Consider the following 23106-nt stretch of genomic DNA (forward strand, 5'->3'; position numbering starts at 1 on the left):
TTACCAGTGACAGTGCCACCTAGAGATCGAAGGTGCTACCGTAGTCGCCCAGTGGCAGCCACAGGCAGATTCGGGTACCGGGAGCGCCCTGCTCATTGACTGGGCTTTGAATCTGCAAGCTACCCTGCATGCTCTCGACAATGCTGTAGACCAGCGACAGGCCGAGTCCAGTGCCTTCACCGGGCTCTTTCGTGGTTACGAAGGGCTCAAGCACGTCCTCGATCAGGTCGGGCGGGATTCCGCTACCCTGGTCTTCTACCGATATCTCAACCCGCTGCCCTTCGCGTCGCGCGTCAATCCAGATATGACCGCCATCGGGTGAGGCATCTCGGGCGTTGCTGAGTAGATTGACGAACACTTGCAACAGGCGCTGGCTGTCTGCGCTGACCAACAATTCGCGGTCGCAGCGATTATCGTAAGCAACTTCCCGCGCCTGATGATTCAGTCTGAGCAGGTGGACAGCCTCATCGACGCAGTCAGCGAGATTGCAGGGCTCTGCGAGGGTTTCACTGCCAATACCCACGTGTGAGAAATTGACCAGTGATTCCACGATGCGGGTAACCCGGTCTGTCTGCTTCAGGATATCTTCACTGGCGTCCCTGACTTCAGCCGGATCTTCGGCATAGGCAAGGTTTTGCGCCAGGCAGGCGATACCTGTCACCGGGTTGCCAATCTCATGGGCAACACCCGCGGCCAGCCGACCTATAGACGCCAGGCGCTCGCTGTGCAGCAGCTCGTCCTGTAAGCGCTCCATGTCCGAGATGTCTTCAACCAGCACCAGCGTATCCTGATCTGCCGTCAGCGGTGTGGTCTTGTGCAGGCTGATCCAGCGCGTGTCTGTTGCCGATATGGTTAGCTGCTGCTTGGTGAGACTCTGTGAGTCCTGGCGCAGGAAGTCATCGAAGGCGCTGCCCCAGGGTTCCGGTAGTGACTGCAACAATGAGCCAACAATGGCCGCTTCATCGACGCCCGTGATATTGCCCATGCTGCGATTCCACAGCAGCACCTCGTCATCGCTACCCAGAGAGAACATGCCGACCGGCAGATCATCCAGGGTCTGTCGGTAATGACGCCTGAGGTTGTCCAGATCTGCGGCCAATCCGGTAAACCGCCCCTGGGCCTTCTCAAGACGGCGCTCCAGCAGGGTGAAGTCTTCGTGCCGATAGACACTGCCACGACTGTCAAATGGCAGCGCGCGCTCAACGATGGCAAAGGCGGCGGTCGGGCCCACCAGGCTGGAGAGGTTCCCCAGAATGCGGGTCCGCAGCCTGCGCAATGCGTAGGGCCGACGTTCCGTCACCTCAAACTGCAGCTGTGCGAGTGCGCGATTGACCTCGGCCTGTGCCGTTTGCTCACCCAGCGAGGTGGCAAGCTTCTCCACAAACTGGGCAGCACTGGTGACCGTCAATGTGCGACGCGCGGTGCGCTGTGTCTCGTCCAGCGCACAGATCTCGGCGGCAATCTGCTCTTCTTCACTGGTATTGGTCAGTAGGGATATCGCGACGCAGAGAAAGCTGTTGACGGCCAGTGCCAGCCCGCTGGCCGCAGCCCAGGTATCGCTGGCATCACCGTACCAGCGCTGCGCCAGACCCATTGTCCAGTCCGGCGGTTGCGCCGTGAACAGCGGAAGCAATAGTGAAATCGCCCACAGTGCCAAACCTGCTCCTAGTCCCCAGATAACGCCCTTACGATTCGCCCCCGTCCAGTAACATGTGAACACCAGGCCGGGTAGAAACTGCAGCACGCCGGCGAACGCGACCAGGCCCAGCTCAGCCAGCTTGAGCTGCCCATGCAACACCACGAAGAAGCCATAGCCACCGAATATGAGTAGCGCTATCAGGGTTCTGCGTAGCCACTTGAGTTGCGAGTAGAGGCTCTGCTCGGAATGAATCTGGACCAGATTTAATGGCAGCACCAAATGATTGAGACACATGTTCGCCAGTGCCAGCGTCGTGACAATGATGGCTGCGCTGGCGGCAGACAGGCTGGCGATAAAGGCCGCCGCGCTGGCGCCGACAGACTCCAGTGATAAACCCACGGCAAGCCCGGCATAGGCGGTGGGCATGTCGGTGTCCAGTTGCGCCCAGGCGGCCACCACGGGCAAAACCGGCAGGCTGAGTAACAGCAGATACAGTGGCAGTCCCCAGCTGGCTGTGTGCAGGTGCTGGCTATCAGTGTTCTCTGCGAACAACATATGAAACATGTGCGGCATACAGACGGCGCCGGCAAAGAATAACAACAGCATCATGCGCGCAGTCTCCCCGGCCAAGGGTTGATCCAGAGGCTGCATCCGGTTCTGGCTGCTGCTCAACCACTGATCAAGTCCCGACCACCCATCAAAGACACCATAGACTGCAAACAGCATCAGGAGAAACAGTGCGCCCAGCTTTACCAGGGATTCGAAGGCGATGGCTACTACCAGGCCGCGGTTGTGGTTGGGATTCTCGACATTGCGTGTACCAAAGAGCACAGCAAAGCCGATCATGATGATGCAAAACAACAGCGCCAGGCCGCTTTCCCGATTGGAGGTGGGCAGTAAGCCCTGTGCGTCACCGCCAAGAATCTTGATGCTGTCTGCAACGACCTCTATCTGTAGTGCCAGCATTGGCATCAGTGTGAGACACATGGCCACGGTCACAGCGCTGCCTATCCATTGCCGGCGGAAACGAAAGGTCAGTAGGTCGGCTAAGGACGCCAGCTGGTAGACGCGGCAGAGTCGAAGAATGGGTAGCAGCAGTAGGTTAGTGATGAGAAACATCAGCGATACGGCGACAAAGTACAGCAGGTAGCCGTAGCCGTGCTGTTGCGCCAGCGAGAAAATCGCGTTCGTGGCCATGGCGCCAGCGAACACCCCCAGCGACAGCACATACACGATCGGACTGTTGGTCAGGCGGGTGGGCAGCTTATTGCGATCTGCCAAGTGAGCCACGAGAAACAGACCGGAAAGATAGGCGATAACCGCCCCGAGAATTTGCGTCAGGCTAAAGCTCATCGACTGACCTGCGCCGCTGGTTCCAGTAAGCGGCGCCGATGGCTAATACCCAGATCAGATAGGGGCGGTACCAGGCACCCCTGTCTCCAAATAACCACTCCTCCAGAGTCGGGTAGAAGACGACGAGTAGGCCCGCTACGAGTAGCAGCAAGCGATTGATATACATGTGCCAGTTTCCTGTCGATGGATGGGCTACACCTTAAGCCGAGCGCAGCGCTAACGCCACCTGGCGGGGCTTAGGCGATTATCGCCATTGCTTTTGGGATAGCAGCTTCAGACCATTGCGTTGTTGCAGCCGTCAAAATGTCTACAGGGCTTTCCAGTGTTGTGGGCGGTGGTGGTTGGCCGAGGTAGTCCAGGGCTTCGCGCAGATTCGCCGCGGCAGTTTGGTCAGCCAGCGGCGCGGCATGGTTTTGCTTGCTCAGCTTTTGGCCGTCTGGGGTGGCGAGTATTGGGATGTGGCTGTATTCAGGTGCGTCGTACCCCAATGCGCCCATTAGGGCGATTTGTCTCGGCGTGGAATCCAGCAGGTCGCTGCCGCGCACAACGCGGCTAATTCCCTGTTGTGCATCGTCCACAGCAACAGCCAATTGGTATGCGAACAGTCCATCTTTACGCTTGATGACGAAATCCGGTGCGTCCTGGCCTAGGGGCCAGCTCTGTTGGCCCTGCACACCATCGTCAGTGCTAATAACGGTAGCCCTTTCCACTCGAAATCGGGTGGCTGTAGGGGGTGTCAGCGACGTGCTGCTTGCCTCACAGCGCCCGTTGCAACAGCCGTCGGGGCCCAGTGCGGCACGGGTGCACTGACACGCAAAGGTGAGCCCATCGGTGTGCAGCCGGGTGATGGCGTGCTCGTAGGCGTCGCTGCGTGTGCTCTGGAATAGAGGGTCATCGTCCCAATACAAGCCATGTGCCTGTAGGCTATTGAGAATGGACTGGGTGGCACCGGCCTGCTCTCGGGGTGGGTCGATATCTTCAATGCGCACCAGCCACTGTCCACTATGGGCGCGGGCGTCTAGGTAACTGGCCAGAGCGGCGATGAGTGAGCCCTTGTGCAGTGGGCCGGTAGGCGAGGGGGCGAAGCGCCCCCGGTAGCTGTGGGTGGATGCGCACATGACGCCGTATCAACCCAGCTCCTGCTTCTCCTTGATCTCATCAAGGGTCTTGCAATCAATGCACAGAGAGGCAGTAGGACGCGCTTCCAGACGCTTAATGCCAATCTCTACGCCGCAGGCATCGCAGAAACCGTAGTCATCCTGTTCGATGCGCTCCATGGTGCTATCGATCTTCTTGATGAGCTTGCGTTCGCGATCACGGGTACGCAACTCCAGGCTGAATTCCTCTTCCTGAGTGGCGCGATCGGCCGGGTCAGGGAAGTTGGCTGCTTCATCCTTCATGTGCGTAACGGTGCGATCCACTTCCTGCATCAGCTGTGATTTCCACTCCAGCAATATGCCGCGGAAGTGCTCCCGCTGAGGCTCGTTCATGTACTCCTCGCCGCGCTTGGGCTCGTACGGCTCGAAGTTTTTGAACTCAGTACTTGAACTGGTTTTCACTGTGGCTTTGCGCTTGGCTGCGGGCTTTTTGGCCGCGTTTGCTGCCTTGGCGGGCGCCTTTGCTTTCGCAGGTGCCTTGGCCTTGGCTGCCGTTTTGGCCTTTGCCGGTGCCTTGGCCTTGGCTGCGGTTTTTGCCTTCGCAGGTGCTTTGGCTTTGGTCGCCGCCTTTGCTTTGGCGGTTGCTTTCGCCTTCGCAGGCGCCTTGGCTTTTGCCTTGGCTTTCGCTTTTGCTTTGGGTGCGGCTTTCGCTTTTGTTGGCATGGTTAATGTCCCATACGTGCAGTGCTACTCGACGATTCGGCAGGCCCCTGAAAAGGGCCCCGCCGTCAGAGGGCGGTGAAACTACCAGATATCCTGCGGGGCTGCCACAAAAATATCCATCCCTCTCAGGGCGTCGGCTGGCGCCCTGCAGTTGTTAGAATGCGGCTTTTTCCAGCGGAGCTCAACGATGTCGGATCGACGGGCCAATGGCGAGTACGCTCGCCGGTTGTCAGAGATAGATCCCTTCCGGGTAGTAGAGGTACTGGCAAGGGCGACCGAGCTGTCGCGGGCGGGTCACGACGTCGTTCACCTGGCAGCGGGTGAGCCGGATTTCAGCACTGCCCAACCGATCGTCGAGGCTGGCAGAGCGGCCCTTGCTGCAGGCCGTACCCAGTACTCCGAAGCGGCGGGCATTCCCCAGTTGCGCGAGGCTATCTCGAGGTACTACCACACCGACTACGGTCTGGATGTGCCGTCGGAGCGCATCATGGTGACGCCGGGTGCATCGGGAGCGCTGCTGTTGCTGGCAGCGCTGTTACTGGATCCTGGCGACGGTATGCTGATGAGCGATCCGGGGTACCCCTGCAATCGCAACTTTATGCGCCTCGTGGAAGGGCATGGCGAGTTGGTGCCCGTTGGCCCCGAGAGCCGGTTTCAGCTCACTGCCGAACTTGTGGATAGACACTGGTCTGGCACTACACGGGGGGTGTTGGTTGCCAGTCCCGCGAACCCGACGGGAACTGCGCTTGAGGCACAGGAACTGGCTGCCCTGTCAGCGGCCGTTAAAGCGCGCCACGGCTACCTGCTCGTTGATGAGATTTATCATGGCCTGGGCTATGACGCGGCAACACCCTCGGTGCTGTCGGTGGACCCGGACGCCTTTGTGATCAACAGTTTCTCCAAGTACTTTGGCATGACAGGTTGGCGTTTGGGATGGCTGGTGGCGCCCGAGACGGCGATCCCGGAACTGGAGAAATTGGCGCAGAATCTGTTTATTTCGATGTCGACAATGGGCCAGTACGCGGCCCTTGCCGCATTCGAACCCGCCACGCGCGATATATTGGATGAGCGTCGTGAAGTGTTTCGCCAGCGCCGCGACTTTCTGTATCCGGCGCTACTGGATCTGGGGTTTGAGGTTCCGTGCAAGCCTGATGGTGCTCTTTATATTTATGCGAATGCCAGCAGGCACACCGATGACAGTCGAGCCTTCTGCCTGTCACTGCTTGAGGATCATCAGGTGGCCGTTACCCCCGGGTTAGACTTTGGGCGCCATCGGCCAAATGAGCACCTGCGCTTTTCTTACACCACCGGTATGGAGAGACTGGAACTGGCGGTCGAGCGATTGGCCAAGGTGCTGCGCTGATGGATCTGCCCAACCTGATTCCGGCGACGTTGCAGCGACGTTACAAGCGCTTTCTCGCTGACGTTGTTCTTGATGATGGCACCCCACTGACCGTGCATTGCCCTAACACCGGGGCGATGACCGGTTGTGCTCCCGACGGTGCGCGGGTGTGGCTATCGCACAGCAACAGTAAGACCCGCAAATACCCTCACACCTGGGAGCTGGTTGAAACGCCGCAGGGCATGGCCTGTATCCACTCTGCACGCGCCAATAAGGTAGTCAGGGAGGGCATTGAGCAGGGCCGTTTGCCTGAGTTCGCCGCCTATCCCTCTATTCAGAGCGAGGTCCGATATGGGGAAGGCAGTCGTGCCGACCTGCTGCTCAGCAACGACGATGCCCGGGTGTTTGTTGAGGTGAAATCTGTCACGCTCTGTCTCGAGGAGGGTTTAGGTGCCTTTCCGGATGCGGTCAGCGCTCGGGGTCAGAAACATATTCGAGAGTTGGTCGGTGCTCTTGATGAGCGCACACGTGCCGTGTTGCTTTTCTGTGTGATGCACGAAGGGATACAGCGGGTCACCGGCGCACGGCATATTGATCCCGCGTACTGCGAGACCCTCGCGGCAGGCATTGGGGCCGGTCTTGAGGTGCAGGCCTGGCGCTGTGCGGTGAGTGACGCAGCGCTGACCCTGACCGAGCCATTGCCATTTTCGCTCGATGCTGTCTGAAGAGGGTAGCCTGTAAGGACCACTCAATGGGCCCCGCGGATAGGTGGTTAGGGCGATAGGTAGAGCTCGCCATTTTCAACGGTAAGTGACAGAGCTTCGAGTGACTCGCCCATACAGGGGCCCGCAACACACTGGCCTGTGTCGGAACGGAACTGCGCGCCGTGCCGCTGGCAGGTAATCAATAGGCCGTCTTCACTGGCAACCGAGCCGCCCATGGGGTCCAGCGTACCGCCCGTGTGCGGGCATTGATTGCGGTAGGCGGCGATGGATGTTCGTTGTCGCACAATGAGCAAAGGGTTGCCATCCAGCAGCAGGTGAGTTGTGGTATTTACCGCAAATTCCTCAAGGCTTCCAAGATGAATCACGCTGGCTGCCGCACCTCAATTACCGAGCAATTTGTCGAAAGCTTTACTCATATCGCTATTGTCGCTGCTGCCCTTGAGCATATTCTGCAGGCCGCCCAGATTGCTCATGTCGATGGGCGGTGCCGGCAGTTCAAAGCGCTGCGGGTTAATGGTGTCTTCCTGTATCACGGCCACGCTCAGATCGTCGCCATAACGCAGCACGCCGAGATTTTCGGCGATCAGCTGACTCTGTAGCTGCTCCTGATCAATCTCTTGCCCCATGCTCTCGGTGACAACGGTGGCAAACGTAAATACGGCATCACGGAAACGTACCGCGCGAGGGTCTTTCGAAAGCACCATCTGTGCGCGTTGCGTCTTGCCATCAAAGTCAACGAAGGTGATGTCGTAGACCTCGCCCTCTATATTGGCCACGGTTTCCTTGCGTCCGGTTTTGGTGAGGCTTTCAACACGCGCGTTGGCGGCCCCGGGCGCCGCCTGCTGCACAGCGGCTCCCAAAAGCGCCATCGCCTGGCTTACATTGATTACGGTAGGTTCGCCATTGGTCTCTGAGACTGAGAAAAGCGTGCCATCGCGCAAGATCGTATAGTTTTGCGGGTTGTCGCGGTCTGGCGTGAGGCGCAAGCTATCCCCTTCATATTCATAGGTCATGGTAGCGCCCTGGGCAGTTTCAACGACGGCGGTATCGGCGAAGGACAGCGGCGTCGCAAGAGAGAGCAATAGCATCAGCACGCTGGGTGGACGGGCAGGACTGAAGGACAGATGAAGCATTGTGGAAACCTCTCCGGGCTCGGCAATCTAAACAGGTGGAGTGTAGTATTGATCGTCAGCACCGCTGGCGCCAGTCGTCTGGATAGCGATGGCGGACAATTTTGAAACAGACACAGTGGAGCGCAGGCCTTGCTGGATAGTAGCCGCATTGAGTACCTGACGGGGCGTGACGAACGGCAGCTGGTGACACTTGCTAATGGCCAGCGCCTGCATCGGGATGTGATAGCCCCGCTGTCGCAATTGCAGCGCGCTGCGGCTGATGCGGGTTTTGACCTACAGGTGGTCAGTGGCTTTCGCTCATTCGAACGTCAGCGCGCGATCGTCAATGCCAAGGCCAGCGGCGAGCGAGCCGTACATGACGACGCGGGCAGCGTTGTTGATCTCGATGTCATGACGCCACTTCAGCGCCTGCACGCGATTCTGCGCTTTTCTGCGCTGCCGGGAGCTTCCCGCCACCACTGGGGCACTGATCTCGATGTGTATGACGCTGCAGCCGTTCCGGATGACTATGCCGTGCAGCTGGTGCCCGAGGAAGTCGCGGCGGATGGCGTGTTTGGGCCCTTGCACGCTTGGTTAGATAGCCGCATGGCAAGGGATGCGTCGTTCGGCTTTTATCGGCCCTACCAAAGTGATCGGGGCGGTGTTGCCGTGGAGCGCTGGCATTTGAGTTACGCACCACTGGCCCGCCAGTGCGAGCATGAGCTTACGCCTGAGGTTGTGGTCTCAGTTTGGTCACAGGCGCTAGGCGACGAGGATGAAGCATGGAGAGTGCTGGCCGAGGATAGCCTCGACCAGCTCTTTGAGCGTTATGTTACAGTGCCAGAGGACTGGTGCCCCGGGCCGGTGTGATCAGGACGAGGCGCGAGCCTTGGCCTGGTCGTGCAGATGACCGTAGTGGTTCCAGTAGTCCTTCTCGGCGGCGGCGATAACTTTCAGTGCTTCTTCGCGGCCGTAAACGAAATCAACTTTGATGTTGGCGTCTTTGCCAGGAATCATCTTGTACGTTGAGAAGTAGTGCTGCAGGCGCTCGATCTTGATGTCAGGCAGGTCAGACAGATCGTGAACGTCGCCCCAGATGTTATCGCCCTCCAGAACAGCAACGATCTTGTCGTCGGCCTCACCACCATCGATCATCTGGATGCCGCCCAAAACACGCGCATTCAGGATAATGTCTGCGCGGTTGATCAGACGCTCTGAAAAGATGCAGATGTCCAGCGGGTCGCCATCAGCTTCGTCGGCATCCGGGCAGCGCGCTGCAACTTCTTCCGCACAGTAGGTGCGAGGAATCAGACCGTACAGAGCGGGGGGGCTAGAGGTGGTCCGTTGAGGACGATCGACCATCAGGAAGCCAGAGTTCTTATCCAACTCATACTTCACGACGTCGGAAGGCGTCATCTCGACGTACACCTGAACGATGTCTTCAGCGGCATCTTCAGGGCGTGCGTGCAGGCCGTGCCAGGGATGGCGACGCCAGCGGTTGTAAGTGTTGTTGCTGTACACAGGTCAATTCCTCAAGGGTGTCATCACTATGGGGGCGCGCATTGTACAGCCTGCACACACAAAAATCCCGCCTCGCGGGCGGGATTGGCCGGGGTGCCGGAAAAGCACCAGGCGTTGGCGTATTTACACGGTGAAGCTGTCCTTGAGCTTGCGAGGCACCGACGCGTTTTTCAGTCGCACGTAGCGGGGCATGCCGTTGCGGTACTCTGGGTAAGCCTCGCCTGTGATCAGCGGCGCCAGATACTCGCGGCCGGCGGCGGTGATGCCAAAACCGTCTCGAGTGATGTAGCGCTTGGGCATCATTTTTTCTTTGTTGGCCACCTTATGCAGTGGGGCTTCGCCGATGCGCCAGCTATAACGCTTGCCACTGCCGCGTACGATGGCAGGCATCACGGCGTTTTTGCCCGCTAACGCGAATTCCACACCCGCCTTGCCCAGGGCGTAGGCCTGCTCAACATCGGTTGCCGATGCAATATGACGGGCTGAGCGCTGCAGGTAATCCGCCACTGCCCAGTGATACTTATAGCCCAACTCGGACTTGATCATGCCGGCCAGTGTGGGTGCCAGTCCGCCCAGTTGGGCGTGTCCGAAGGCGTCGCGAGTGCCGGAGTCGGTGAGGAAAGTGCCGTCCGCGTACTGCGCACCCTCAGAGGCCACAACCACGCAATAGCCGTTCTTCTTAACGGTCGCCTGCACCTTGGCCAGAAATGTTGTCTTGTCGAAGGGCACTTCCGGGAACAGGATGATATGCGGCGCGTCGCCTTTTTCTTCTGCCGCCAGGCCCGAGGCAGCGGCAATCCAGCCTGCGTGCCTTCCCATAACCTCCAGAACGAAAACCTTGGTTGAGGTTTCGCACATCGACGCCACATCCATAGCGGCTTCGCGGGTTGAAATAGCCACGTATTTCGCCACCGAACCGAAGCCGGGACAGTTGTCTGTCAGTGGCAGGTCGTTGTCGATGGTCTTGGGAATGTGGATGGCCTGCAGTGGGTACCCCATGGATTCGCTGAGCTGGGATACTTTCAGGCAGGTGTCTGCGGAATCGCCACCGCCGTTGTAAAAGAAGTAACCGATGTTGTGTGCACGAAATACTTCGATAAGGCGCTCGTACTCGGCCCTATTTTCTTCCAGTGACTTCAGCTTATGCCGGCAGGAACCAAAGGCGCCGCTCGGTGTAGACAACAGGCCACGGATCGCAGTTTTTGATTCCTTGCTGGTGTCGATGAGGTCTTCGCGAAGTGCACCAATAATGCCGTTGCGTCCCGCATACACTTTGCCGATGGTATTGCGGTTAGCGCGAGCCGTCTCAATGACACCACACGCCGAGGCATTGATCACAGCGGTAACGCCGCCCGACTGTGCATAGAAAGCATTTTTGCGAGCCATTGGTGCTCCAGTGAAGGTCTGAAAGAGGGTCCCGCAGTGGACCCGTTAAGTGAGGGGCGAATCATACGGGAAAGCCCGTCAATTGTGGACTCCTGTACTCCCTTGTTTCAGGCTGCGTGCTACCATGCGCGCTGCGAAACGAGGGTGCATTGTGGCCGGTCACATTCATATTCTGGGTATCTGCGGCACCTTCATGGGAGGTATCGCTCTGCTGGCTCGCGAGCGGGGGTTCCGCGTTACCGGGTCAGATGCCAACGTCTACCCGCCCATGAGTACCCAATTGCAGGATGCCGGCATTGAGTTGATGGAAGGGTATGAGGCGGCACATTTGCAGCCGGCCCCCGACGTCGTGGTAGTGGGCAATGCGATGACCCGGGGCAACCCGGCTATTGAGTACCTGTTGAACGCAGGTATTCCTTACACCTCTGGGCCCCAGTGGCTAGCTGAAAACCTGCTCGCCGACAAATGGGTGCTGGCGGTGTCGGGCACCCACGGAAAAACCACCACCAGCAGTATGCTGGCATGGATACTGGAACACGCGGACATGTCCCCGGGATTCCTCATTGGTGGCGTGCCTGCCAACTTTGGCGTTTCAGCGCGCAGCGGCGAGTCGGATTTTTTCGTGGTAGAAGCCGATGAGTACGATACGGCGTTCTTTGATAAGCGTTCGAAGTTTGTCCACTACCGTCCCCGTACACTGACCATCAACAACCTTGAATTTGATCACGCCGATATCTTCCCGGATCTCGCTGCGATACAGCGACAGTTCCACCATTTGGTGCGCTGCGTGCCGGGTGAGGGCCTTGTGGTACACCGAGACGCTACGGGCGCTATCAACGATACCTTGGCGCAGGGCTGCTGGACGCCCTGTCAAAGCTTCAGTGTTGAAGGCGCCGCTGATTGGTCTGCCAACCTGTTGGCACCCGACGGATCCGCTTTCACGGTGCAGGGACCGGATAGCCCGGATCTGGAAGTCCGTTGGCAGTTCCGTGGGTTACATAATATGGAGAATGCACTGGCTGCCCTCGCAGCAGCACGCCATGTGGGGGTGATGCCCCGCGATGCAGTGGCAGCGCTGAATGGCTTCACTGGCGTTAAGCGGCGTCTGGAGCTGCTGGGTACTGAGCGAGGCGTCTGGGTTTACGACGATTTCGCGCATCACCCCACAGCCATCGCGTCCACGCTGGCTGGGCTGCGTGCCAGCGAGGCACAGGGCAGGGTAGTTGCTCTGATCGAACCGCGATCCAACACCATGCGTATGGGAGAGCATCGTGCGTCGCTCGCGGCGGCAACTGCGGATGCCGATCGTGTGTACTGGTATCAACCGCCAGGCATGGAATGGTCCTTGGATACCGTGATTAGCGAGAGCCAAGTACCGGCCTCGCTGGCACAGGATATTGACGAGTTAATTGCGGTCGTTGTGAACGACTCGCAGCCTGGCGATGTCATAGTAATTATGAGCAATGGGGGCTTCGGTGGGATCCACGGTCGCCTGTTGGAAAAGCTGCGGGAGAACAGCAATTCATGAGCAACGGGCTCACTGACGCCTATGAGCGTACCGTCTTGGCCAGACCGTGGCTGTCTCTGGCCATAGTCGCCGTGGTATTCCTGCTGGCCCTTTCGCAGGTGCCCAAGATCAAGCTGGATGCCTCGGCGGACTCTCTGCTGCTGCAGGGCGACCCCGACCTGGAGTTCTTCCGCGAAATCGGTGAAGCCTACCGTGCCGAAGAGTTTTTGCTGCTCACCTGGGCGCCGGATGGGCCGCTGTTGGGCGATGAGTCGCTGATTCCCTTGCGAGCGATGGCGGATGAGCTGCGCGCTTTGCCCGGTGTGTCCTCCGTTACTACGGTCTGGGACGTGCCGTTGTTGGAAAGCCCACCGGTGGGACTGTCTGACATCACCGCCGGCGAGGGGCTGCCCACGCTGGAAACGCCGGACCTGGATCGCGGTTTGGCCTTGACGGAATTCACCACCAGCCCGATCTACGCCAACCTATTGGTGAGTGAGGGCGGCGACCTGACGGCGGTACAGGTGAATCTGGCCCGCGATGTCACCTACTTTACGTTGCTGGATGAGCGCGAGGAGTTGCGGCGATTGGCGCGCCGCGATGCACTGGATGCTGCGGGGCAGGTTGAGCTTGCGCGCATCGAGGAAGCCTTCAAACAACACTCCTCAGTCGCGCTGGAACAACAGAGCCGGCTGGTCGCTGAGGTTCGCAACATTGCTGATGCGTATCGGGGCCATGCCCAGATTTTTGTGGGTGGTGTTCCGATGATCGCTTCGGATATGGTCAGCTTTGTACGCAGTGATCTGGTGCTGTTCGGTAGCGCCATCATCGGCGTCATGTTGGTGGTGCTTGCGCTGATTTTCCGGCGCGTTCGCTGGGTTGTGATTCCTTTGGTCACCTGCGTGGTCACGGTGACCGTGATGTTGGGCTTGCTGGGTTTCCTGGATTGGCGGATGACAGTCATCTCCTCGAATTTCGTGGCCGTGCTGCTGATTATTACCCTCGCAATCGCCATTCACCTGATCGTGCGATATCGCGAGCTTCATGCTGAGGATCCTGACGGGGATCTGTATGTACGGGTTCGCGATGCTGTTCGCTTGATGGCAGTACCCTGCCTGTACACCGGTGCGACCACCGTGGTCGCGTTTGTTTCGCTGGTGGTATCCGGTATCCAGCCAGTGATTGATTTCGGTTACATGATGACAGTGGGAATCGTACTCGCGCTGTTACTGGCGTTCGTTATCGTGCCTTGCATGATGCTGGTCTGGCCCAAGGGCCGGCCCTTCAAGTACGGCGCTGTCCATCAGGCGATGACGGTTAAGTTTGCGGCCATTACGGATAAACACGGCACCGGTATTCTGTTAGTGACCGCCGTGCTGGTGGGCGTAGTGTTTTGGGGTGTGAGTCGTCTGCAGGTTGAAAACCGGTTCATCGACTATTTCAAGGACACCACCGAGATCTATCAGGGCATGGAGTTGCTGGACTCCAAGCTTGGCGGCACCATCCCTCTGGATATCGTGATTTCGGCACCGGATACCAGCCAGCCATTGCCCGGTCTCGAGGCTGTTGCACCTGCAGCGGATGCGACGCCCGTCAGTGCCGATGATGAGTTCGCTGAAGACTTTGATGACTTTGCGCCTGTGGATACCAGCGCAGTGTCTGGCGAATCTCTGGATGAGTGGGACGATGGCTTTGGGGATGACTTTGGCGATGGGTTCGGTGACGAGGGTGATGCCTTCGCTACCGAAGAATCCTTCAAACCCAGCTATTGGTTCAGCTACGAGGGTCTGCGCACCATCGACGCGGTGCACAATTTGGTGGATGCACGTACTGAGACCGGCAAGGTGCTTTCCCTGTCGACCACCTTCGCCGTGGTAAAAGACCTGCTGGGCGCAGACATTGGCAGTGTTGAATTGGCACTGGTACAGCGCTCATTGCCGCAGGATATTGCGGATCTCATGGTGAATCCGTATTTCTCAGTAGAGGATGAACAGGCCAGGGTAACCCTGCGTGCCATGGAGACCAGCAAGGAGCTGCGTCGCGATGCGTTCCTGAAAGAACTGCATCAGGAACTGACTGACGGGCTGGGCCTGGCACCTGAGCAAGTGAAGTTCACCGGCATGCTGGTGCTCTATAACAATGTGCTCCAGAGCTTGTTCAAATCACAGATATTGACGCTTGGTGTGGTGTTCCTTGCCATTACTGTGATGTTTTGGCTCCTGTTCCGCTCATTGCGTTTGGCGCTGATTGCCCTGGCACCCAATCTGCTGGCCGCAGGGCTGGTGCTGGGCACCATGGGAGTGCTGGGAATCCCGCTCGATATCATGACCATCACGATAGCAGCCATTGTGGTGGGCATCGGCGTGGACGATTGCATCCATTACGTTCATCGCTTTATCCGTGAATTCAAGGTTGACCGCGATTACCGTCAGAGCATGTATCGCTGCCACGGCAGTATTGGCCGTGCCATGTACTACACCACCATTACCGTCGTTATTGGTTTTTCGATGCTAACGCTGTCGAACTTCAACCCAAGCATCTACTTCGGTCTGCTGACCGTGCTTGCCATGGTTGTCGCGGTCTTGGGCGCGCTGCTGTTGCTGCCCCAATTGATTCTGGTGTTCAAGCCACTGGGGCCTGAAGGGGACGCGGGTGCAGTGTCGTCCTGAGTGCGGCGCCTGTTGCATTTCCCCCTCTATCAATACGCCGTTCTATGGGATGCCAGAGGGAAAAGCGGCGGGCATTGTCTGTGTGCATCTGGATGAACAGCGCCGGTGCCGCCTGTTTGGCGACCCACGCAGACCAGCAGCTTGCGGCGATTTTCAGGCATCGGTCGAGGTGTGTGGCAGTTCACCGGAACAAGCCATTACTATTCTGGATCAATTGGAAATGGACAGCCTGCCCGATGGGCGCTCGGTACCGTGAGTAATGACTGAAATATCCCTTTTCCCCCTGTCGGCGGTGCTGTTGCCGCATGGGCGCATGCCGCTACAGATTTTCGAACGGCGCTATCTGGATCTCGTGCGGGACTGTATGCGCAATGACACTGGCTTCGGCGTGATTTGGTTGCTGAAAGGCGCCGAGGTGGCCGCGTCGCAATCAGGTGAGCCTCAGCTGGCTGGCGTAGGCTGTTATGCGCGCATTGTCGATTGGGATCAGCTTCCCAATGGTTTGCTGGGCGTCACGATCGCTGGTGGCGAGCGATTTGATCTGCACAGTAGTGATCGAGCGGATAGCGGGCTGGTGATGGGCCACGTTGATCTAAAGCCGAAGCCTGAACCTGAACCCGTTCTCGAGGTTTGGCAATCGCTGGTAGCAGTGTTGCGCAGTCTTGAAAACCACCCTCACGTGCAGCGTATGGGATTGGCGGTGGATTACAACGATGCCTGGCAAGTGGCCTACACCCTTGCTCAGCTGTTGCCCCTGGATGAGTCGCTAAAGTACGAGCTACTCACGTTGGATTCCATCGAGGCAGTGGTACGTGAGCTGGAATTGGTATTGAACGAGATTAGTGGCGAGGACAGCCAGGCCTGAGCGGCTAGGTTCTAGTCCTCGAAGGCGGGCATCCAGCCGCCGGAGTCTTTCCACCGGTTAACGATTTCACAGAATAGCTCGGCGGTGCGTTCTGCATCGTACGCAGCTGAATGTGCCTCTGAGTTGTCGAAGGCAATGCCGGCCTCTCCGCAGGCCTTGGCCAGCACAGTTTGTCCGTAGGCGAGTCCCGACAGCGTGGCAGTGTCGAAGTGCGAGAACGGATGAAAGGGGTTTCGCTTGATGCCGCAGCGCTCGACAGCGGCATTCACAAAGCCCGCATCGAAGTGGGCATTGTGGCCAACCAGTATGGCGCGATTGCAGCCCTGATCCCGAATTTCCTTTCGGATTGCCCGGAACAACTCGCCCAGTGCTTCTTCCTCGTCCACCGCCTCCCGGAAGGGGTGGTGTGGATCGATGCCGGTGAAGTCCAGTGCAGCCTGTTCAATATTGGCACCTTCAAAGGGCTTGATATTGAAGTTCAGGGTGCGGTGAACGTTTAGTCGTCCATCCTCATCCATGCGAATCAGCGTGGCCGCTATTTCCAGGATGGCGTCGGTGGCCGAGACGAAGCCGCCCGTTTCGACGTCTACCACCACTGGCAGGAAGCCGCGGAAGCGATCCGCCATGCGATGTTCTGTGTCCAGCATCAAGGCCTCAGCTCGCGGCGCTGACGACGCGCCAGGCCACACTCTCGTTGGCGCGTAAGGGGGTCAGTGATGATTCTGTACCCAGTGGCAATGATCCGGGCACCTCCCAGGTCTCGCGTCGCAGCGTGATGGTGTCTGTATTGCGCGGCAGGCGGTAGAAATCTGGCCCAAAATGGGAGGCAAAGCCCTCCAATTTATCGAGGGCATTTTCGCCATCAAACGCTTCGGCGTAGAGTTCAATGGCGGCATGCGCTGTGTAGGCGCCAGCACAGCCGCAGCTGGATTCTTTGCTGTGAGTGGTATGCGGCGCGGAATCGGTGCCCAGGAAAAACTTGGGATTCCCTGAGGTCGCGGCGCCCAGAAGCGCAGCCTGATGCAGCTGACGTTTTAAAATAGGCAGACAGTAGTAGTGAGGGCGTATGCCGCCGACCAGCATGTCGTTTCGGTTCAGCAACAGGTGGTGAACAGTGATTGTCGCGCCCACATTGGCGGGCGATTCCCGCACAAAGTCCACCGCATCTTTGGTGGTGATGTGCTCTAGTACGATTCTTAGACAGGGAAAGCGCTGGGCAATCGGCGCCAAATGGCGGTCGATGAAGACTTTCTCGCGGTCGAAAATATCGATGTCATGATCGGTGACCTCGCCGTGTATCAGTAATGGCAGGTCGTGCTTCTCCATGGCTTCTAACGTGGGGTACAGGCCGTCTAGCTCAGCAACGCCCGCATCGGAGTTGGTGGTTGCCCCTGCCGGGTAGAGCTTTACGCCTTTCACATGGCTGGAGTTTGCCGCCAGCTCCACTTCTTCCGCGCTGGTTTGGTCGGTCAGGTACAGCGTCATCAGGGGCTCGAAAGTGTGGGGAAGGCCCGCCATAGCAGCGTTAATGCGATCGCGGTACTGGGCTGCCAGCGCCACGGTAGTGACCGGCGGTGTCAGGTTGGGCATGACGATGGCACGCTGGAAATAGCGCGCCATGTCGGCGCAGGTGGTACTCAGAGCATCGCCGTCGCGCAGGTGGACATGCCAGTCGTCGGGGCGGGTTAGCGTCAGTTCATTCACGACATTGGGCCAGAACAGAGAAAGCCGCCATGCTACCGGAATCTCGATGCGCGAGAAACTTAAGCCTTGCTGCGCCTGTGCAGAATGCCGGCCCGAGAGTACACTATGCGCCCCATTTTTAACCCAGTAAGAGGGATTGCCCGATGTCAGATATCAAAAAAGTGGTACTCGCTTACTCAGGAGGCCTGGATACCTCCGTGATTGTTCGCTGGCTGCAGGATACCTATGGCTGTGAGGTGGTGACTTTCACCGCGGATATTGGTCAGGGTGAGGAAGTAGAACCCGCTCGAGCCAAAGCCGAGGCATTGGGCATTAAAGAAATCTACATCGATGACCTGCGCGAGGAGTTCGTGAGGGACTTTGTGTATCCCATGTTCCGCGCAAATACCGTCTATGAGGGTGAATATCTTCTGGGCACCTCGATTGCCCGACCACTGATTGCCAAGCGTTTGATTGATATTGCCAACGAAACGGGTGCAGATGCGATCTCACACGGCGCCACGGGCAAGGGTAATGACCAGGTCCGTTTTGAGCTTGGTGCTTACGCGTTGAAGCCGGGTATTCAGGTGATCGCCCCGTGGCGTGAGTGGGATCTGGGTTCTCGCGAGTCATTGATGGCCTATTGCGAGGAGCGCGATATTCCCGTTGATTTCTCAAGCTCCAAGAAAAAGTCCCCGTACTCCATGGACGCCAACCTGCTGCACATCTCTTATGAAGGTGGTGTGTTGGAAGACCCCTGGGCTGAATCCGAAGAGGATATGTGGCGCTGGTCTGTGAGTCCTGAGGCAGCACCGGATGAACCCACCTACGTTGAGCTGGACTTCGAGCGCGGTGACATTGTGGCTATCGATGGCGAGGCGATGTCGCCGGCGACCGTGCTGGAGACCCTGAACCGCATCGGTGGTGCCAATGGAATTGGCCGCGACGACATTGTTGAGAATCGCTACGTGGGTATGAAATCGCGCGGATGTTACGAGACTCCCGGCGGTACCATCATGCTAAAGGCGCACCGTGCAATTGAGTCACTCACGCTGGACCGTGAAGTCGCGCACCTGAAAGACGAGTTAATGCCACGCTATGCCACCCTCATCTACAACGGCTACTGGTGGTCACCCGAGCGCAAGATGCTGCAGGCTGCGATCGATGCGTCGCAGGAAACGGTCAATGGTCGCGTTCGGCTGAAGCTGTATAAAGGCAATGTGATCGTTGCAGGTCGTCAGTCCAAAGACAGCCTCTTTGATGAGCACATTGCGACCTTTGAGGAAGACGCTGGCGCCTATGACCAGGCGGATGCGGAGGGCTTCATCAAGCTCAATGCACTGCGCTTGCGCATTGCCGCCAACAAAGGGCGATCGGTCCGCTAGCTGTGTTGCGCTCGGTCTGTCTGTACACCGGTTCCAGCCCGGGCGCGAATCCTGCCTTTGCTGAGGCCGCCAGGACGATGGCCGAGTGTCTGGCTAATGCGGGGATCACTCTCGTCTACGGCGGCGGGCATGTGGGTTTGATGGGCGAAGCCGCCGATGCTGCCTTGGCCGCTGGCGGCGAAGTGGTCGGCATCATCCCGCGCGATATCGCCGAGAAAGAGGTTCAGCACCATGGGCTGACGGAGTTGCAGGTGGTGGACTCCATGCATCACCGCAAAATGGCCATGTTTGAACGTTCGGATGCCATGATCGCCATGCCCGGTGGATTAGGCACCATGGAAGAGCTGTTCGAGGTGTGGACCTGGAACCAGCTCGGCTTTCACGCCAAGCCTGTGGGGTTGCTGAACACGGCGGGCTATTACGACGACCTGTTGCGCTTTCTCGACACCATGGTGGAGCAGCGCTTTGTGCGGGCTGAGCACCGTGAAGTGTTGCAGGTGGAGACAGAACCTCATGTGCTGCTCAAGCGGCTGGGCGACAGCCAGGCAATCGCCGTCGATAAGTGGATGGACTAATCGTCAGGAACGACTCGCCAGGTTTCACCTAAAGTCATCACTCTAAAGTCGGGCGGCGCTATGCTGGCAGCCTCCATTGCGACAGCTAAGTCCTCCACCGGCTTGTTGATCGGCTCGTAGGTGAGCTGAAAGGTACCGAAATGCATGCCGATGCTGCGTTGACTGCGAAGGTCTTGATGGGCTCTCACTGCCTCCTCGGGATTGAGATGGACATCGCGCATGAACCAGCGCGGCTCGTAAGCACCTATGGGTAGTAGAGACAATAAAAACGGGCCGTGTGCTTCGCCCGTGGCCTTGAAGTGGGCGCCGTAGCCGGTGTCGCCGCCAAAATACAAATTTCCACTGGGTGTTTTGATCACAAAGGCGCCCCATAGGGTTTTCATCTGGTCGGAGATGCCTCGACCAGACCGATGTCGACACTCCGCAAAGATAAACTCGGTATCGTTGAAGGTTGTTGAGTCACCCCAGTCCATATCCTGGTAGGCGGTCGCGCCAATCTCTCTCAGCAGGGCGCCATTGCCCAGGCCCGCAAGAATCAGGGGTGGCTGTTCTCGTTGTGCTATCAGCGCGGATAACGTGTCGGTGTCTAGATGGTCGTAGTGATTATGACTAATGAGAATCATGTCGATGGGGGGCAGGGCCTCCAAGGCCACGCCCGGCGCATTCACGCGTTTTGGCCCTGCCCAGCCCACAGGACTGGTCCGTTCGGAGTACACTGGGTCAGTGAGAATGTTGATGCCATCGACCTGTATCAGGAACGACGCGTGGTTGATGAAGGTGACGGAAAGGCCCTGCTCCAGCCTTTCCTGCGTGATCGATTGCTGCTCTGTGTCTACCCATTGCGGCCAATCGGCTGCCTGTGTGAGACTCCCCCATCCGAGGCGAATCATATCGCCCGCCGATTTTTCCATCGGCACGGTGTTTGAAAACACCTTACCATCGAAGTGATCGCTCTCGGGCCCCTGATAGCCGGGCGCTGCGAAGCAGCTCGCCAGCAGGGGCAAAACGATGAGAGCGAATAAATGGTATCGGCATTGCATAGTGGCGGTACGACACGGCGGCACAGGCGGATCAGCGCTAGCCTCCGGCGGAAGACAGGAGAATTGAGGTAATGAGTCAGGAAGTATTAGATGTATTGATCGTGGGTGCGGGCCTCTCGGGCATCGGGGCGGCGGTGCATTTACAGACGCATTGCCCCGACCACCGCTACGCGATCATCGAGCGACGTGAGTCTTTGGGTGGCACCTGGGACATCTTTCGCTATCCCGGTATTCGTTCTGACAGTGACATGCACACGCTGGGATACAGCTTTAAGCCCTGGCAGAACCCCAAAGCCATCGCCGACGGCCCCTCTATCCGGGCTTACATTCAAGAGGCGGCGAGTGAATACAACATCCAGGATCACATCCGTTTTGATCATCAACTCACCGCTGCGGACTGGGATTCTGCGACTGCAACGTGGCAGGTGACCGTTGCGCACGGAGACGGCAGCCAATCGCAGCTGGTAACCCGATTCCTGTTTATGTGCTCTGGCTATTACAGCTACGACCGTGGGCATATGCCGAAATTCCCGGGGCGCGAGGCGTTCACAGGGCCAGTTATCTGTCCGCAGTTCTGGCCGGAGGATCTGGATTACAGCGATAAGCGGGTAGTGGTGATTGGGTCGGGCGCGACGGCGATGACCTTGGTGCCGGCCATGGCCGAGGGTGGTGCGCGAGAGGTGGTTATGTTGCAGCGTTCGCCCACCTACGTGGTGTCGCGACCGAGTCGTGACCGAATTGCCAACGGTTTACGAAAAATCTTGCCCGAGAAATGGGCCTACGCGGTGACGCGCTTCAAGAACACGCGCATGCAGCAGTGGCTGTATGGGTTGGCTCGCCGCAAGCCCGAGAAGCTGAAGCAGCGCTTGTTAGGATTTGTGCGCGACGAGCTTGGCCCTGATTACGATGTGGAGAAACACTTCACGCCCAGCTATAACCCCTGGGATCAGCGGCTGTGCCTGGTGCCAGACAGTGATCTGTTCTCCGTTCTGCGGGAAGGCAAGGCGCGGGTGGCTACTGACCATATAGAGCGCTTCACTGAGGGTGGCATTCTCTTGAAGTCCGGCGAGCAACTAGATGCCGACATTATCGTCAGTGCCACAGGTTTGGAATTGGTGATGATGGGCGACGCGCACTTCACCCGCGATGGTCAGGCCCTCGACTTCGCCAAACACTGGACCTACAAAGGCATGATGATTTCCGACATCCCCAACATGGTGATGACCTTCGGTTACATCAATGCGTCCTGGACACTGCGCGCAGACCTGATTGCGCAATGGACATGCCGGCTGCTGAACACAATGCGCGAGAAAGGGGCCCTATCGGTTGAGCCTGTGGTGCCCGAGGCCAAACAGGGTATGGCTGCCCGTCGCTGGATTGACGAGTTCAACCCGGGTTACATGGAGCGTGTGATGCACCTGTTCCCGCGCCAGGGCGATGCAGCGCCGTGGGTGAACCCACAGAACTACGCCAAAGACCGCGACATGTTCCTGAAGGGCGAGATAGATGATGGTGCCCTGGTATTTTCGGTAATGCCCGACCATTCCAAGTACCAAGGATCATCGAATCGAGCCGCGTAAACTTGTCGCTAGCCGAGTTGTGAGTTTTCAACTGCAAGAGTCGTCAGTGATCTGTCCCTATTGCTGGGAGTCGATTGACGTGCTGATCGACCCTGGAGACCTTGGAGAAAGCTACATAGAGGACTGCCAGGTGTGTTGCCAGCCGATAGAGTTTTCCGTGAGCGAAGGATTAGATGGCGAAGTCGTGATATCCATCACACAAGAAGGGGTCTAATTACTCACACCGGTTGTTAACGACTACTTACATTTGGCAGAATAACGCTGTCCGCTCCCACGGCTAGCAACATTGAAAAATAGAAAGAAAAGTTTCCCGCCTCGATTCCGTCGAAGGCTCCTCTACACCGCGACCGTGTCGGTGTTAATGGGCTCTGTGGCAGCCTACTCGCAAGACGTGGATATCGCTCCTGCGCCCGGTGGTGCAGTAAATGTGCGTGGGATTGTGCGCCTACCTGACGTCGTTGGCACGGCGCAAAATAACGAGCCACTTTGCTACAACACAGCGACAGGAGAAGTCACCAACTGCGTAGCGGGATCGAATGTTGGCCCTACAGGTCCTCAAGGTGTCACTGGACCGACAGGTGCAACGGGTGCTGCTGGTCCCACCGGTGCGACGGGGGCAACCGGCGCGCCCGGTACGGCAGGCGTGCAAGGGCCCACTGGCCCTCAGGGTGCGGTGGGTCCTGTTGGCCCCACAGGTGCTGTCGGACCGACGGGCGCCACAGGAACTGACGGCAATACCGTGCTCAATGGCAGCGGTGCCCCCGATGACGGCGCCGATGGCGTTGACGGCGATTACTACATCGACTCAGCCACGAATGAACTTTACGGCCCCAAAGCGGGCGGTGCATGGGTTACGCCCTCAACGCCGCCAGTGAGCTTGGTCGGGCCTGCAGGAGCAACCGGT

At 58.2% G+C, this 23106-nt stretch carries 22 protein-coding genes and 1 pseudogene; 12 read left to right on the plus strand and 11 right to left on the minus strand.

The window, feature by feature from the left end; genetic code table 11:
* Positions 1-19 precede the first annotated feature (19 nt).
* The 4 genes from IE089_RS13320 to dksA form a co-directional block, all read right to left on the minus strand.
* The gene (locus tag IE089_RS13320; protein ID WP_189478284.1) at positions 20-2992 is read right to left on the minus strand and encodes an ATP-binding protein; all 2973 of its coding nucleotides are present in this window, start codon (positions 2990-2992) and stop codon (positions 20-22) included.
* Positions 2982-3158, minus strand: coding sequence for a hypothetical protein (locus IE089_RS13325; RefSeq protein ID WP_189478285.1), 177 nt, complete (start codon positions 3156-3158; stop codon positions 2982-2984). Before IE089_RS13325 ends, IE089_RS13320 begins: the two co-directional genes overlap by 11 nt.
* A 70-nt stretch (positions 3159-3228) precedes the next feature.
* Positions 3229-4110 carry a tRNA glutamyl-Q(34) synthetase GluQRS gene (gluQRS, locus tag IE089_RS13330; protein ID WP_189478286.1) on the minus strand — a complete coding sequence of 294 codons (882 nt, stop codon included), beginning with the start codon at positions 4108-4110 and terminating at the stop codon, positions 3229-3231.
* Between the two features lie 9 nt (positions 4111-4119).
* On the minus strand, positions 4120-4551 hold the full coding sequence (dksA, locus tag IE089_RS13335) for an RNA polymerase-binding protein DksA (protein WP_189478361.1): 432 nt from the start codon (positions 4549-4551) through the stop codon (positions 4120-4122).
* A gap of 448 nt (positions 4552-4999) precedes the next feature.
* Here dksA and IE089_RS13340 point away from each other — a divergent pair, with 448 nt between their 5' ends.
* Both IE089_RS13340 and sfsA read left to right on the plus strand, forming a co-directional pair.
* Complete coding sequence (locus tag IE089_RS13340; RefSeq protein WP_189478287.1) at positions 5000-6175, plus strand: pyridoxal phosphate-dependent aminotransferase; 1176 nt, start codon at positions 5000-5002, stop codon at positions 6173-6175.
* Positions 6172-6879: a DNA/RNA nuclease SfsA gene (gene sfsA / locus IE089_RS13345; protein ID WP_189478362.1), complete on the plus strand. Its 708-nt coding sequence runs from the start codon at positions 6172-6174 to the stop codon at positions 6877-6879. Before IE089_RS13340 ends, sfsA begins: the two co-directional genes overlap by 4 nt.
* 47 nt (positions 6880-6926) lie before the next feature.
* On the opposite strand, the gene IE089_RS13350 is transcribed toward sfsA, so the two are convergent.
* The gene (locus IE089_RS13350; protein ID WP_189478288.1) at positions 6927-7244 is read right to left on the minus strand and encodes a Rieske (2Fe-2S) protein; all 318 of its coding nucleotides are present in this window, start codon (positions 7242-7244) and stop codon (positions 6927-6929) included.
* A 15-nt stretch (positions 7245-7259) separates the two neighbouring features.
* Entirely contained in the window at positions 7260-8012 is a 753-nt protein-coding gene (locus IE089_RS13355; RefSeq protein WP_189478289.1) for a hypothetical protein, read from the minus strand.
* Between the two features lie 129 nt (positions 8013-8141).
* Here IE089_RS13355 and IE089_RS13360 point away from each other — a divergent pair, with 129 nt between their 5' ends.
* The gene (locus tag IE089_RS13360; protein ID WP_229802757.1) at positions 8142-8861 is read left to right on the plus strand and encodes a M15 family metallopeptidase; all 720 of its coding nucleotides are present in this window, start codon (positions 8142-8144) and stop codon (positions 8859-8861) included.
* On the opposite strand, the gene IE089_RS13365 is transcribed toward IE089_RS13360, so the two are convergent.
* The gene (locus tag IE089_RS13365) at positions 8862-9512 is read right to left on the minus strand and encodes an inorganic pyrophosphatase (protein ID WP_189478290.1); all 651 of its coding nucleotides are present in this window, start codon (positions 9510-9512) and stop codon (positions 8862-8864) included.
* 123 nt (positions 9513-9635) lie between these two features.
* Positions 9636-10898, minus strand: a complete 1263-nt coding sequence (locus tag IE089_RS13370; protein ID WP_189478291.1) for a 6-phosphofructokinase — start codon at positions 10896-10898, stop codon at positions 9636-9638.
* 124 nt (positions 10899-11022) lie between these two features.
* Between IE089_RS13370 and mpl the strand changes: the two genes are divergently transcribed.
* From mpl to IE089_RS13390, 4 genes are read left to right on the plus strand one after another with little or no spacing between them, the layout of a single operon-like run.
* Positions 11023-12426, plus strand: a complete 1404-nt coding sequence (mpl, locus tag IE089_RS13375) for a UDP-N-acetylmuramate:L-alanyl-gamma-D-glutamyl-meso-diaminopimelate ligase (protein ID WP_189478292.1) — start codon at positions 11023-11025, stop codon at positions 12424-12426.
* On the plus strand, positions 12423-15074 hold the full coding sequence (locus IE089_RS13380) for an efflux RND transporter permease subunit (RefSeq protein WP_189478293.1): 2652 nt from the start codon (positions 12423-12425) through the stop codon (positions 15072-15074). Before mpl ends, IE089_RS13380 begins: the two co-directional genes overlap by 4 nt.
* Complete coding sequence (locus IE089_RS13385) at positions 15058-15330, plus strand: YkgJ family cysteine cluster protein (RefSeq protein ID WP_189478294.1); 273 nt, start codon at positions 15058-15060, stop codon at positions 15328-15330. Before IE089_RS13380 ends, IE089_RS13385 begins: the two co-directional genes overlap by 17 nt.
* Before the next feature lie 3 nt (positions 15331-15333).
* Positions 15334-15939, plus strand: a complete 606-nt coding sequence (locus IE089_RS13390; RefSeq protein ID WP_189478295.1) for an LON peptidase substrate-binding domain-containing protein — start codon at positions 15334-15336, stop codon at positions 15937-15939.
* 11 nt (positions 15940-15950) lie between these two features.
* Here the strand turns inward: IE089_RS13390 and rnt are convergent, their stop codons facing one another.
* Both rnt and pyrC read right to left on the minus strand, forming a co-directional pair.
* Complete coding sequence (gene rnt, locus IE089_RS13395; RefSeq protein ID WP_189478296.1) at positions 15951-16586, minus strand: ribonuclease T; 636 nt, start codon at positions 16584-16586, stop codon at positions 15951-15953.
* Positions 16587-16593: 7 nt separating this feature from the next.
* On the minus strand, positions 16594-17643 hold the full coding sequence (gene pyrC / locus IE089_RS13400) for a dihydroorotase (RefSeq protein WP_189478297.1): 1050 nt from the start codon (positions 17641-17643) through the stop codon (positions 16594-16596).
* A 143-nt stretch (positions 17644-17786) separates the two neighbouring features.
* Here pyrC and IE089_RS13405 point away from each other — a divergent pair, with 143 nt between their 5' ends.
* Both IE089_RS13405 and IE089_RS13410 read left to right on the plus strand, forming a co-directional pair.
* Entirely contained in the window at positions 17787-19007 is a 1221-nt protein-coding gene (locus tag IE089_RS13405) for an argininosuccinate synthase (protein WP_189478298.1), read from the plus strand.
* A 2-nt stretch (positions 19008-19009) separates the two neighbouring features.
* A complete protein-coding gene (locus IE089_RS13410) occupies positions 19010-19582 on the plus strand; it encodes an LOG family protein (protein ID WP_189478299.1) in 573 nt (190 codons plus the stop codon).
* Here the strand turns inward: IE089_RS13410 and IE089_RS13415 are convergent.
* Positions 19579-20622 carry an MBL fold metallo-hydrolase gene (locus IE089_RS13415; protein ID WP_189478300.1) on the minus strand — a complete coding sequence of 348 codons (1044 nt, stop codon included), beginning with the start codon at positions 20620-20622 and terminating at the stop codon, positions 19579-19581. The two genes, IE089_RS13410 and IE089_RS13415, sit on opposite strands and share 4 nt — an antisense overlap.
* A 71-nt stretch (positions 20623-20693) precedes the next feature.
* On the opposite strand from IE089_RS13415, the gene IE089_RS13420 reads away from it, so the two are divergent.
* The 3 genes and pseudogenes from IE089_RS13420 to IE089_RS15815 form a co-directional block, all read left to right on the plus strand.
* Entirely contained in the window at positions 20694-22202 is a 1509-nt protein-coding gene (locus tag IE089_RS13420; protein ID WP_189478301.1) for a flavin-containing monooxygenase, read from the plus strand.
* Between the two features lie 46 nt (positions 22203-22248).
* The gene (locus IE089_RS13425) at positions 22249-22416 is read left to right on the plus strand and encodes a CPXCG motif-containing cysteine-rich protein (RefSeq protein ID WP_308428845.1); all 168 of its coding nucleotides are present in this window, start codon (positions 22249-22251) and stop codon (positions 22414-22416) included.
* A gap of 156 nt (positions 22417-22572) precedes the next feature.
* A pseudogene (locus IE089_RS15815) lies at positions 22573-23106 on the plus strand (collagen-like exosporium glycoprotein BclA1); the annotation flags it as partial.

Origin of the sequence: Parahalioglobus pacificus, from assembly GCF_014652275.1 — a bacterium.
In the GTDB taxonomy this organism is placed as follows: Bacteria; Pseudomonadota; Gammaproteobacteria; order Pseudomonadales; family Halieaceae; genus Parahalioglobus; species Parahalioglobus pacificus.

Excerpts from the sequence above, each read along its gene's own strand:
- rnt (WP_189478296.1), bottom strand. The coding sequence starts at position 16,586 with ATGCTGGACACAGAACATCGCATGGCGGATCGCTTCCGCGGCTTCCTG.
- IE089_RS13405 (WP_189478298.1), top strand. The coding sequence starts at position 17,787 with ATGTCAGATATCAAAAAAGTGGTACTCGCTTACTCAGGAGGCCTGGAT.
- IE089_RS13415 (WP_189478300.1), bottom strand. The coding sequence starts at position 20,622 with ATGCAATGCCGATACCATTTATTCGCTCTCATCGTTTTGCCCCTGCTG.
- IE089_RS13390 (WP_189478295.1), top strand. The coding sequence starts at position 15,334 with ATGACTGAAATATCCCTTTTCCCCCTGTCGGCGGTGCTGTTGCCGCAT.
- IE089_RS13340 (WP_189478287.1), top strand. The coding sequence starts at position 5,000 with ATGTCGGATCGACGGGCCAATGGCGAGTACGCTCGCCGGTTGTCAGAG.
- mpl (WP_189478292.1), top strand. The coding sequence starts at position 11,023 with ATGCGCGCTGCGAAACGAGGGTGCATTGTGGCCGGTCACATTCATATT.
- IE089_RS13355 (WP_189478289.1), bottom strand. The coding sequence starts at position 8,012 with ATGCTTCATCTGTCCTTCAGTCCTGCCCGTCCACCCAGCGTGCTGATG.
- IE089_RS13325 (WP_189478285.1), bottom strand. The coding sequence starts at position 3,158 with ATGTATATCAATCGCTTGCTGCTACTCGTAGCGGGCCTACTCGTCGTC.
- IE089_RS13370 (WP_189478291.1), bottom strand. The coding sequence starts at position 10,898 with ATGGCTCGCAAAAATGCTTTCTATGCACAGTCGGGCGGCGTTACCGCT.
- IE089_RS13420 (WP_189478301.1), top strand. The coding sequence starts at position 20,694 with ATGAGTCAGGAAGTATTAGATGTATTGATCGTGGGTGCGGGCCTCTCG.
- IE089_RS13320 (WP_189478284.1), bottom strand. The coding sequence starts at position 2,992 with ATGAGCTTTAGCCTGACGCAAATTCTCGGGGCGGTTATCGCCTATCTT.
- gluQRS (WP_189478286.1), bottom strand. The coding sequence starts at position 4,110 with ATGTGCGCATCCACCCACAGCTACCGGGGGCGCTTCGCCCCCTCGCCT.
- IE089_RS13380 (WP_189478293.1), top strand. The coding sequence starts at position 12,423 with ATGAGCAACGGGCTCACTGACGCCTATGAGCGTACCGTCTTGGCCAGA.